At 57.1% G+C, this 11,533-nt stretch carries 7 protein-coding genes and 1 pseudogene; 2 read left to right on the top strand and 6 right to left on the bottom strand.

Annotated features, from left to right (window positions below):
* The first annotated feature begins 157 nt into the window (after window positions 1-157).
* Window positions 158-811, top strand: coding sequence for a DedA family protein (locus tag ACPDZI_RS11660; protein WP_011706279.1), 654 nt, complete (start codon window positions 158-160; stop codon window positions 809-811).
* Between the two features lie 88 nt (window positions 812-899).
* Here ACPDZI_RS11660 and dsbB read toward each other — a convergent pair whose 3' ends face one another.
* Both dsbB and nhaB read right to left on the bottom strand, forming a co-directional pair.
* Window positions 900-1,421, bottom strand: coding sequence for a disulfide bond formation protein DsbB (gene dsbB / locus ACPDZI_RS11655; protein ID WP_438833152.1), 522 nt, complete (start codon window positions 1,419-1,421; stop codon window positions 900-902).
* An 85-nt stretch (window positions 1,422-1,506) separates the two neighbouring features.
* Window positions 1,507-3,087: a sodium/proton antiporter NhaB gene (gene nhaB, locus ACPDZI_RS11650; protein WP_029301037.1), complete on the bottom strand. Its 1,581-nt coding sequence runs from the start codon at window positions 3,085-3,087 to the stop codon at window positions 1,507-1,509.
* 333 nt (window positions 3,088-3,420) lie between these two features.
* On the opposite strand from nhaB, the gene fadR reads away from it, so the two are divergent.
* A complete protein-coding gene (fadR, locus tag ACPDZI_RS11645; RefSeq protein WP_016350565.1) occupies window positions 3,421-4,134 on the top strand; it encodes a fatty acid metabolism transcriptional regulator FadR in 714 nt (237 codons plus the stop codon).
* 64 nt (window positions 4,135-4,198) lie between these two features.
* On the opposite strand, the gene ACPDZI_RS11640 is transcribed toward fadR, so the two are convergent.
* The 4 genes and pseudogenes from ACPDZI_RS11640 to ACPDZI_RS11625 form a co-directional block, all read right to left on the bottom strand.
* Window positions 4,199-5,716, bottom strand: a complete 1,518-nt coding sequence (locus tag ACPDZI_RS11640; protein ID WP_011706275.1) for a SpoVR family protein — start codon at window positions 5,714-5,716, stop codon at window positions 4,199-4,201.
* Window positions 5,717-5,726: 10 nt separating this feature from the next.
* Window positions 5,727-6,998, bottom strand: coding sequence for a YeaH/YhbH family protein (locus tag ACPDZI_RS11635; RefSeq protein WP_016350566.1), 1,272 nt, complete (start codon window positions 6,996-6,998; stop codon window positions 5,727-5,729).
* Window positions 6,999-7,021: 23 nt separating this feature from the next.
* On the bottom strand, window positions 7,022-8,944 hold the full coding sequence (locus tag ACPDZI_RS11630; protein ID WP_011706273.1) for a PrkA family serine protein kinase: 1,923 nt from the start codon (window positions 8,942-8,944) through the stop codon (window positions 7,022-7,024).
* A gap of 565 nt (window positions 8,945-9,509) precedes the next feature.
* Window positions 9,510-11,439, bottom strand: a pseudogene (locus ACPDZI_RS11625) (RecQ family ATP-dependent DNA helicase).
* Window positions 11,440-11,533 lie beyond the last annotated feature (94 nt).

The following is an 11,533-nucleotide window of genomic DNA, read 5'->3' as shown; positions in this document are numbered from 1 at the left end:
TCCCGCTTGATGAATAAGCCTGGGCGGGCGATGCAGCAGGAAAAACGGTTTCATTTGGCTGAGGGGGTTGCGGGCTTAAAAAGAGGCCGGCCCAGCGATTGTGGGCCGACTGGCATTGGCGTAGACTCCACGCCGTTCACTTTACGAGTATGGAAAAATGGATCTGATCCTCTTTGCAATCGACTTTATTCTGCACGTTGACGTGCATTTGAAAGAGCTGTTTGAAAACTACGGCATCTGGGTTTACGCCATCCTGTTTCTCATAATCTTCTGCGAGACCGGACTGGTGGTGACCCCCTTCCTGCCGGGTGACTCCCTGCTGTTCGCCGCCGGTGCGCTCACCGTGGGCAGCGTGCTGGATGTGCATACCCTGGCCGCCGTGCTGATCATCGCCGCGGTGCTCGGCAACGTGGTGAACTACACCATAGGTCACTTCTTCGGCGAGCAGCTGTTCCGCAATCCTGACTCCAAAATCTTCCGGCGGGATTACCTGGACAAGACCCATGCCTTCTACGCCAAGCATGGCGGCAAAACCATCATCATCACCCGCTTCCTGCCCATCGTGCGCACCTTCGCACCCTTCGTTGCGGGCATGGGTGCCATGACTTACCCGCGCTTCCTGGCGTTCAATCTGGTGGGCGGTCTGTTGTGGGTCCTTTCATTCGTCTATGCGGGCCACTTCTTCGGCAATCTGCCGGTGGTGCGTCAGAACTTTACCCTGCTCATCTTCGGCATCATCGGCATTTCACTGCTGCCCATGGTGATCGGCATGGTGAAGGCCAGAATGAATGCCAGCAAGGCGGCTTCCTGAGCACCCTGCTGCCTGGCTGATGAAGCCGAATGACATAAAAAAAGAAGGGAGCCAGTGGCTCCCTTCTTTTTTTGTACTGCTATCGGGCTTAGCTGCAGCAGCGCCCCTTGACCAGATTGCCGATGGCTACCACGAAGAACACCAGCAGGTAGGCGGCAAAGATGGCCACCAGCCACTGAGGCATGGAGAAGCTCAGGAACTGCCAGGTGACCTCGCTGCAATCGCCATCCGGATAGAACATCCAGGGGATCCACTGATCCAGCGGCGCCCAGCTCGGGAAGTCGACAAAGCCTTCGCAGACGTTGAAGGGGGAGGGATTGACCTGATAATCCACATGCTTGAGCGCCAGTTTCAGGCCCCAGAAGGCACTGGAGCCCCACAGCAGCAGAGCGCTCCAACGCACGTACCATTTCTGCGGTGCTACCATGCCGAGCAGCCCTGCGGTGAGGACTCCCAGCGTGGCGATCCGCTCATAGACGCACATGACGCAGGGATGCAGGCCCAGCACATGCTGGAAGAAGAGGGCGCTCAACTCGAGGAACAGGGCAGAAGCTACAAGCAGACTCCAGGCCAGGCGATGGGCGGCAATACGGCGCAAAAACTCGATCATCTGGTTGATCTCACAGAAAAAACAGTGGCTGAATTAGAGCAGAGCAGGGGCCAAAAAGAAAGGGCCCGCATGGGCCCTTATGGAATCAATGCAGGGCGGGCAGCACCGCCGGCGTGACGTTGTCGAGCACCAGCCAGCCAGCCTGATAGAACCAGTCGGTGAGGGGCCCGAGCAGCATCTCTACCGAGAAGAAACCCACCAGCCCCAGCACCAGGGTATAGGGCAGTGCCATCCACACCATGCGTCCGTAGGAGAGGCGAAGCAGGGGGGCCAGTGCCGAGGTCAGCATGAACAGGAAGGCGGCCTGGCCATTGGGAGTGGCCACCGACGGCAGGTTGGTCCCGGTGTTGATGGCCACGGCCAGCAGCTCAAACTGTTCGCGGCTGATGGCGTTGTTGAGCAGTGCCGTCTTCACCTCGTTGATGTAGACGGTACCGACGAAGACGTTGTCACTGACCATGGAGAGCAGGCCGTTGGCCAGATAGAAGAGCGCAAGCTGGGCGTCCGGCTCGGCGGCCAGCACCCACTGGATCACCGGCTTGAACAGTTGCTGATCGATGATGACGGCGACCACGCTGAAGAAGACGGCCAGCAGGGCGGTAAAGGGCAGCGCCTCCTGGAATGCCTTGCCGAGGGAGTGCTCTTCGGTGATGCCGGTGAGCGAGGTGGCCAGCACGATGACCGACAGGCCGATGAGGCCCACCGCGGCCAGGTGCATGGCCAGCCCCAGGATCAGCCAGAGGGCGATCGCTGCTTGCACGATGAGCTTGGCCTTGTCCTGGGGGGTACGTCCGGCCTCTTCATAGCGGTTGTAATCCTCCATGATGCGGCGTACTGCGTCCGGCAGCTTGGCGCCGTAGCCGAACCAGCGGCACTTCTCGACCAAAATGCAGGTGAGCAGGCCGCAGATAAATACCGGCACCGTGACCGGAGACATGCGAATGGCAAACTCGCCGAAGTTCCAGCCCGCCTGTTCACCGATGATCAGGTTTTGCGGTTCTCCCACCAGAGTGCAGACACCGCCGAGGGCGGTACCGATGGCGGCATGCATCATCAGGCTGCGCAGGAAGGCGCGAAAGTCATCCAGATGTTGGCGATTGAGTTCGTTGACGGCATCATCATCGGTGTGATCGTGCGGGTTGCCGAACTCCTTGCCGGAGGAGACCTTGTGATAGATGGCGTAGAAACCGGTGGCGACGCTGATCACCACGGCGATCACGGTGAGGGCGTCGAGGAAGGCTGACAGGAAGGCGGAGACCAGACAAAATGCCAATGAAAGCAGGGTCTTGGAGTGGATCCGGATCAGCAGCTTGGTAAACACATAGAGCAGCAGCTGCTTCATGAAATAGATGCCGGCCACCATGAAGACCAGCAGCAGCAGTACCTCGATATTGGCCACCAGCTCATGCTTGACCTGCTCGGCTGAGGTCATGCCGATCAACACGGCTTCGATGGCCAGCAGGCCACCGGGTTGCAGCGGATAGCACTTGAGCGCCATGGCCAGCGTGAAGATGAACTCGACGACCAGCAGCCAGCCGGCGATGAAGGGATCTAGGTAAAAGGCGATCGGGTTGATCAGCAGGAATAGAAGAATAGCGGCCTTGTACCACAGGGGCGCATTGCCCAGAAAGTTCCTGGCAAAAGCTTGCCCTAAGCTGATTGGCATAATAGTGGGTCTCTGTGTTGTGGTTGGTATCTGCGTCTATGCAGTCAAGACAGGCTCGACCAGAACATCCGGATGTTGTCCCTTATCAGATTGATTCCTCATGATTTTAATCAAAAAGTGCATTAACTATAAATAACATAGTCGGCCTTGCCCACGAGATTGGCCGTTTTATCGTCAATCAATGGGGTTGGCTGACACCCATTGCAGGAATCAATACATATTTTTAACAAAATGACCTGCTTATGTGAGCAGAGGACCGACCTTCTGCTTGCCAGCCCTCCCTGCTTTGCTATTATTCGTGAGCCTTTTTACGTACTACAACAGAGTCACTACATGGTCATAAAAGCGCAGAGCCCTGCAGGGTTTGCCGAGGAATATATCATCGAGTCCATCTGGAACAATCGCTTTCCTCCAGGATCCATCTTGCCGGCCGAGCGTGAGCTGTCCGAGCTGATTGGCGTGACTCGAACCACCTTGCGTGAAGTGCTGCAGCGTCTGGCCCGTGATGGCTGGCTCACCATTCAGCATGGCAAACCGACCAAGGTGAACAATTTCTGGGAGACCTCTGGACTCAACATTCTGGAGACCCTGGCCAGGCTGGATCAGGACAAGGTGCCGGATCTGGTGGCCCAGCTGCTGTCGGCGCGCACCAACATCTGCACCATCTTCATTCGTGGCGCGATCCGCAACAATCCAGAGCAAGCCGCCGAGATCCTGCGCGGTGCCGACGCGGTAGAGAACTCCCCGGAGGCCTATGCCGAGTTTGATTATCGCCTGCACCACCAGCTCTCCTTTGCCTCCGGCAACCCGATTTATGCCCTGATCCTCAACGGCTTCAAGGGGCTGTATAGCCGGGTTGGCCGTTACTACTTCTCCGACAAGCAGGCCCGTGAAGCAGCCGATGCCTACTACAAGACCTTGCTGAACCTGGCCGAGACCAAGAATCACGAAGCCGTGTTCATGACGGTACGCCAGTACGGCATCGAGTCAGGCAAGTTGTGGACCCGTCTGCGTCAGGACATGCCGAGCAATCTGTGCGACAACTGATGGTATTCTGATGCAAGAAAAACGCGCCAAATGGCGCGTTTTTTTATGGTGGATGGCTGCTTGCTCAAGCCGGTTTTTTCTCCGGGCAACGCCCGATGATATCGGCTGGCAGTTCACCATTATCCTGTTCGAGCACCACATCGAACCCCCACAACTGGTGCAGATGTTTGAGCACCTCGTGACGAGAGTCACCCAGCGGGATCCGGTTGTGCGGTACATAGCGCAGCGTCAGCGAGCGATCGCCCTTCACCGCCACGTTGAATACCTGAATGTTGGGCTCCAGGTTGCTCAGGTTGTATTGGGCCGACAGGGTATTGCGCACCTGGCGGTATCCCTCGTCATTATGGATGGCCGAGACCTTGAGGTAGTTCTTCAGATCGTCGTCATCAATGGCGAACAGCTTCATGTCGCGCATCACCTTGGGGCTGAGGAACTGGCTGATGAAGCTCTCATCCTTGAAGTTCTGCATGGCGAAATGCAGTGTATCGACCCAGTTGCTGCCGGCGTAATCGGGGAACCAGTATCTGTCCTCCTCGGTCGGGTTCTCGCAGATGCGGCGCAGATCGGTAAACATGGCAAAGCCGAGGGCGTAGGGGTTGATCCCCGAGTAGTAGCGGCTGTTGTAGGGGGGCTGGTAGACCACGTTGGTATGGCTGTGCAGCACCTCAATCATGAAGCGATCGCTGATCTTGCCCTCGTCATAGAGGTGATTGAGGATGGTGTAGTGCCAGAATGTGGCCCACCCTTCGTTCATCACCTGGGTCTGCTTTTGCGGATAGAAGTACTGGCTGATCTTGCGCACGATGCGCACTATCTCGCGCTGCCAGGGTTCCAACAGAGGGGCATTCTTTTCGATGAAGTAAAGAATGTTCTCCTGTGGTTCAGCCGGGTAGCGTCTGTCTTCCACCCCGGAGGCTTTGTGCTGCTTGGGCAGGGTTCGCCACAGCTCGTTGACCTGGGTCTGCAGATAGTCTTCCCGCGCCTTCTGGCGCCGCTTCTCTTCGGCCAGCGAGATCTTCTGGGGCCGCTTGTAGCGATCCACCCCAAAGTTCATCAAGGCATGGCAGGAATCGAGCAGCTTTTCCACCGCATCGATGCCGTGTTTCTCTTCACACTCGGTGATGTAGTTCTTGGCGAACAGCAGATAGTCGATGATGGAGGAGGCATCGGTCCAGGTCTTGAACAGGTAGTTGTTCTTGAAGAAGGAGTTGTGGCCGTAACAGGCGTGGGCCATCACCAGTGCCTGCATCGGCATGGTGTTCTCCTCCATCAGATAGGCGATGCAGGGATCCGAATTGATGACGATCTCGTAGGCCAGCCCCATCTGGCCACGTTTGTAGTTGCGCTCGGTGTGAATAAAGCGCTTGCCGAATGACCAGTGCTGATAACCGATGGGCATGCCGACGCTGGAGTAGGCATCCATCATCTGCTCTGCCGTGATCACCTCGATCTGGTTGGGGTAGGTATCCAGTCGATAGAACTTGGCGACCCGAGCTATCTCCTGATGGTAAATGTCCAGCAGGTCGAAGTTCCAGTCCGGGCCATCGTCCAGCGGTGCGACTTTTCTTGCGGTTTCTACCATATGACCTCCCTCACGCCGCTTGCTTCTTGAACAGCTCCCGGAATACCGGATAGATATCCTCTACCTTGCGAATGTGCTCCATCGCGAAGTGGGGGAACTCGCTGGCGACCGATTCATATTCGTGCCACAACGTCTGGTGGGCACGGGTGGTGATCTCGATATAGGAGTAGTACCGCACTCGCGGCATGATGTCCCGCGCTAGGATCTCCCGGCATTGAGGCGAGTCGTCGGCCCAGTTGTCACCATCCGAGGCTTGCGCCGCATAGATGTTCCACTGATGGGCAGGGTAGCGCTCGTTGATGATGTCGTTCATCATCTTGAGGGCGCTGGAGACGATGGTGCCGCCGGTTTCCTGGGAGTAGAAGAACTCATGCTCGTCCACCTCCTTGGCCTGGGTATGGTGGCGGATATAGACCACCTCGACGTTTTTGTAGGTCCGGCTCAAGAACAGATAGAGCAGGATGTAGAAGCGCTTGGCCATCTCCTTGGTGGCCTGATCCATGGAGCCTGACACGTCCATCAGGCAGAACATCACCGCCTGGCTGGAGGGGACGGGGCGCTTGACGAAGTTGTTGAACTTGAGGTCGAAGGTGTCGATGAAAGGGACCGCGTCGATCCGTCTTTTCAACTCCCTGATCTCCTTCTCGAGCTGGGCTATTTCGGCAAAATGTTCGTTGGGATCTGCCGCCAGCAGGGCTAGCCTATCTTCCAGCTCATGTAGCTGGCGCTTCTTGCCGGCCTGCAGCGCCATCCGACGGGCCAGCGAATTTTGCAGTGAACGCACCACGTTGATGTTGGCGGGCACCCCGTTTGAGGTGTAGCCCGCACGGTAAGTTTTGACTTCCATCAACTGATTGAGCTGGGTTTTCTGCAGCCTGGGCAGCTCCAGATCCTCAAACAGCAGATCGAGATACTCATCCTTGGAGATCTGGAACACGAAATCATCGGCTCCTTCCCCCTGATTGGATGCCTGCCCCTCGCCGGAACCCTGTCCACCGCCCCCTCCTTTGGGGCGGTCAATCTTGTCGCCGGAGACGAATTGATCGTTACCGGGATGCACCATCTCCCGTTTACCGCCTTGCCCCTGATGAAAATGGGGCTCGCCGATATCCTTGGTCGGAATGCTGATGCTCTCGCCTGTGTCTACGTCCTGAATGCTGCGCTTGGAGACAGCATCAGAGACCGCTTGTTTTATCTGCTTCTTGTAACGGCGGATGAAGCGCTGCCGATTGACAGCGCTTTTGTTTTTGCCGTTGAGCCTGCGGTCGATAAAATGCGCCATAACTCCCCCTTGAACAGTCAGGGTCAGGATGACTTGCGTACCCTGAGATACCATTCGGAGAGCAGTCGCACCTGTTTGCGGGTGTAGCCTTTCTCCATCATCCGTTCGACAAAGTTATCGTGCTTCTTCTGCTCCTCGGCCGAGGTTTTGCTGTTGAAGGAGATAACCGGCAGCAGCTCTTCCGTGTTGGAGAACATTTTCTTCTCGATCACGGTGCGCAGCTTCTCGTAACTGGTCCAGTTGGGGTTACGGCCTGCATTGTTGGCCCGGGCACGCAGCACGAAGTTGACGATTTCGTTGCGGAAATCTTTCGGGTTGCTGATCCCGGCGGGTTTCTCAATCTTCTCCAGCTCGCTGTTGAGCGACGCGCGGTCAAACAGCTGGCCGGTCTCGGGGTCACGGTACTCCTGATCCTGGATCCAGAAGTCGGCGTAGGTGACGTAGCGGTCGAAGATGTTCTGACCGTACTCGGAGTAGGACTCGAGGTAGGCGGTTTGGATCTCCTTGCCGATGAACTCTACATAGCGCGGGGTCAGATAGCCCTTGATGAACTCGAGGTAGCGATCATGCAGCTCTTGCGGGAACTGCTCGCGTTCGATCTGTTGCTCCAGCACATAGAAGAGGTGTACCGGGTTGGCTGCCACTTCCGCGTGGTCGAAGTTGAAGACGCGGGAGAGGATCTTGAACGCAAAGCGGGTCGACAGGCCATTCATCCCTTCATCCACGCCGGCGTAGTCGCGATATTCCTGATAGCTCTTCGCTTTTGGATCTGTGTCTTTGAGGCTCTCGCCATCATAGACCCTCATCTTGGAGTAGAGGCTGGAGTTTTCCGGCTCCTTGAGGCGCGACAGCACGGAGAACTGGCCCAGCAGTTCAAGGGTGCCTGGGGCGCACTTGGCATCGGTCAGCTCGCTGTTGACCAGCAGCTTCTCGTAGATCTTCACCTCTTCCGACACGCGCAGGCAGTAAGGCACCTTGACGATGTAGACCCGGTCGAGGAAGGCTTCGTTATTCTTGTTGTTGCGGAACTGCTGCCACTCGGATTCGTTGGAGTGGGCCAGCAGGATACCATCGAAGGGCAGGGCGGAGAGCCCTTCCGTACCGTTGTAGTTGCCCTCCTGGGTGGCGGTCAGCAGCGGGTGCAGCACCTTGATGGGCGCCTTGAACATCTCGACGAACTCCATGATCCCCTGGTTGGCCTTGCACAGCGCGCCCGAGTAGGAGTAAGCGTCGGCATCATCCTGGGCAAAGTGCTCCAGCATGCGGATATCCACCTTGCCGACCAGCGAGGAGATGTCCTGGTTGTTGTCATCACCCGGTTCGGTCTTGGCGATGGCGATCTGGTCGAGGATGGAGGGATTGACCTTCTCCACCTTGAATTTGGTGATGTCGCCACCAAACTCGTGCAGTCGTTTGGCGACCCAAGGGGACATGATGGGGCGCAGATAACGGCGCGGAATGCCGTACTCCTTCTCCAGAATTTCGCCATCTTCTTCGATATCGAACAGGCAGAAGGGGTGGTCGTTGACCGGTGACCCCTTGATGCGATAGACAGGCACCTTCTGCATCAGGGATTTGAGCTTCTCTGCCAGCGAGGATTTACCACCGCCAACCGGCCCCAGCAGATAGAGGATCTGCTTCTTCTCTTCCAGGCCCTGAGCTGAGTGTTTGAGATAGGAGACAATCTGTTCGATGGCCTCTTCCATGCCGTAGAAATCTTTGAAGGCGGGATAGCGTGCCACGACGCGGTTGGAGAAAAGGCGACTGAGTCTGGGATTGACCGAGGTGTCGATCATTTCCGGTTCGCCGATGGCGACCAGCAAACGCTCGGCGGCGGAGGCGTAGCAGGATTTGTCCTGCTTACACATATCCAGAAATTCCTGGATGGTGTATTCCTCTTCCCTGGCTTTCTCATATCGCTGTTGATAATGCTCGAAGATGCCCATAACTTTGCCCTCGTTATAGTCGCTTACCCTGAAAAGAGTGGATCACTACTTTTGTTCTGTTTACCTCATTAAGCCTAGTCAACAGCCCCCAGTAATCCATCACCAACTATTGGTTTAAATTTGCAAGGGTACTTCCCGACCCAATGCGGGAAGGCGCAATCAGTGACACACCTATGTTACTGACTGTTAAATTATTTTTGCCACGATAGTGAGGTAAATGTCAAAGACATAAAAAATAAATGTTTGCCAGAAAATGGAAATGGCATCGCGTTTATCTGGGTGACTGGCTGCAGCACAGACGGGGCAAGGGGCAGGGCGTAGTCTGGAAGAATGGGCGTTACGTTTACGTGCGCGGAAAGTGTTTTGTTTGGTGTTTTAGCTCTAATTTTTACATTGACGCTACATTGTGACTGCTCTAGATTGGCCCTGTGTCAGGCAGTCAGCGCTTTAGCAAGAGAGTGGTTGGTTGCTGATACAAAGCTCTGTTTAAGCACGTTTCCGTTGGCTTGACCCTCGCAGATGCGAGGGTCTTATTTTTTTGGGCTCCACCGGATGTTTAGGCCGCTTATTCCTCTTGGCGAGCGGCATAAATGTGGGATACGGCTGCCAGCACATCGGCAAAGGGGTGGGATGCCAGCTGGCCGAATCCAGCCAGGCTTCTGGCCTTGAGCCGGGTGGTGAGCGGGGTGGTGATGCCGCACAGGAAACGCGTCAGGATGCGGGGATCCCGGCTATGACACAGGGCTACCAGTGGATCGCACCAGGCTCTGAGCCCCTGTTCATTGGGAAGTGTCCGGCTGGGTAAGGAGGGAAGCTGTGCCACCTCTCCCCGACAGACCGAGCAGTGCCCGCAATGGGTGGGCGCTGCCTGATCAGCAAAGTAGCGGGCCAGCTCATGGCTCAGGCAACTGCTGGAGGTAAAGAAACCCAGCAATGCCTGCAGACGCGCCAGCTCGCTTTGCTCTTTCTTTTCAAACAGTCCGTGCAGCTGATCGGCCAGCAGTGCTATGTCCAGATCTTGTTGCAGTACCCGATAAACCTCGGTCATCTGCTTGCTTTCCAGCTCGATCCAGCCTTGCTGCTGCAAATAATCCAGCGCGGCAGCGGCTCGCGACCGCTCTCCCTGATAGCCCTGCCAGAGCGCCTCGAAGTCCATGGTGCACCAGCTGCGCGCCTGCGGGGCACTGGCGAACACTTGCTCCAGAAACTGGCGTCGCGCCGGATTGAAACGGGCCAGGATATCGGCCTTGTCCAGCACGAACTTGAAGCGGTACTCGGCAAAATAGCTGTAGGCCGGTGTAATGATGCCCGCCATTTCCAGGTAGACCAACAGGGTCTTGAGCGGCAGCTGGCGGATATTGGTTTCGTTGGAGAGGCGCAGCAAGCCAAATTCCCACTCACTGCCGGTTTGCTGCAGGATCTCGAGCAAGGTGACAATGGCCGCTCTGTCCGGGGTGTCGCCATAGACGAAGTTTTCCAGCACCGGCAACTGGCTGCGATTGGCCAGTACCATGCAGCGGGAAGGCAGACCATCCCGGCCCGGCGCGGCCTATCTCCTGACTGTAGTTTTCGATGGATTTGGGCAGATCGTAATGGATCACCCGGCGAATGTCGGCCTTGTCGATCCCCATGCCGAAGGCAATGGTCGCCACGATGCAGTCCAGTTTGCCGGCCATGAAGTCGTGCTGGATCTGGCTGCGCAGGGTGGCATCGAGCCCGGCGTGATAGGCGCGTGTCCTGATCCCGGCTTGCTGCAAGCGGGCGGCGCACTGCTCTGCGGTGTGCTGCAGGGTGACATAGATGATGGTCGGTGCGGCGGGGTCACGAGTCAGCTCGGCATGCAGCCAGCCATCGCGAGCCGCGTCAGGCAGCGGTACCACGGCCAAGTCCAGGTTGGCTCGATAAAAGCCGGTGACGATGAGTCCTTCATCCTCGAGCTCGAATTTGGCCTGCATGTCGGCCATGACCGCCGGGGTGGCGGTGGCCGTCAGCAGCAATACCTGCGGGATCTGCAATTCACGGCGGTAATCCGGCAGCTTGAGATAGTCGGGGCGAAAGTTGTGGCCCCACTCCGAAATGCAATGGGCTTCGTCCACCACCAGCATCGACAGCGGTACCTGCTGGATGAAGCGGCGAAAGCGCTCGTTCTTGAGCCGCTCTACCGAAATCATCAGGATCTTGAGCTGGCCATCGCTGGCCTGCTGCATTACCCGGCGGCTCTCCTCCGGCGTCAGGCTCGAGTCGAGGGTGGCGGCGGCGATCCCCTTGCTGCGAAGGAAGGCGAGCTGATCGTGCATCAGCGCGATCAGCGGCGAAATCACCAGGGTCAGATGGGGCAGGGCAAGCGCTGGCAACTGATAACAGAGGGACTTGCCGGAGCCGGTGGGGAAGATGGCGGCGGCACTCTGGCCGGCCAGTAATCGGCTGATCACCGCCTCCTGTCCCGGTCTTAACCGATCGAAGCCGAAGTGACGGGTCAACAGGGATGAGATCATGGCAGGGCTCCAGCGCAAAAACCGTCATGATACCACCGCCGGGGAGTGTCTGGATGGCCAAGAGAGGGAAAACGGCATCCATTTGAATGTTGTT

This window comes from Aeromonas oralensis (assembly GCF_049665575.1).
GTDB classification, from domain to species: domain Bacteria; phylum Pseudomonadota; class Gammaproteobacteria; order Enterobacterales; family Aeromonadaceae; genus Aeromonas; species Aeromonas hydrophila.
Note: the sequence above shows the minus strand (reverse complement) of the source record. Positions and strands in the feature narration are given on the sequence as shown.

Excerpts from the sequence above, each read along its gene's own strand:
- ACPDZI_RS11630 (WP_011706273.1), bottom strand. The coding sequence starts at position 8,944 with ATGGGCATCTTCGAGCATTATCAACAGCGATATGAGAAAGCCAGGGAA.
- ACPDZI_RS11660 (WP_011706279.1), top strand. The coding sequence starts at position 158 with ATGGATCTGATCCTCTTTGCAATCGACTTTATTCTGCACGTTGACGTG.
- fadR (WP_016350565.1), top strand. The coding sequence starts at position 3,421 with ATGGTCATAAAAGCGCAGAGCCCTGCAGGGTTTGCCGAGGAATATATC.
- ACPDZI_RS11635 (WP_016350566.1), bottom strand. The coding sequence starts at position 6,998 with ATGGCGCATTTTATCGACCGCAGGCTCAACGGCAAAAACAAAAGCGCT.
- ACPDZI_RS11640 (WP_011706275.1), bottom strand. The coding sequence starts at position 5,716 with ATGGTAGAAACCGCAAGAAAAGTCGCACCGCTGGACGATGGCCCGGAC.
- dsbB (WP_438833152.1), bottom strand. The coding sequence starts at position 1,421 with ATGATCGAGTTTTTGCGCCGTATTGCCGCCCATCGCCTGGCCTGGAGT.
- nhaB (WP_029301037.1), bottom strand. The coding sequence starts at position 3,087 with ATGCCAATCAGCTTAGGGCAAGCTTTTGCCAGGAACTTTCTGGGCAAT.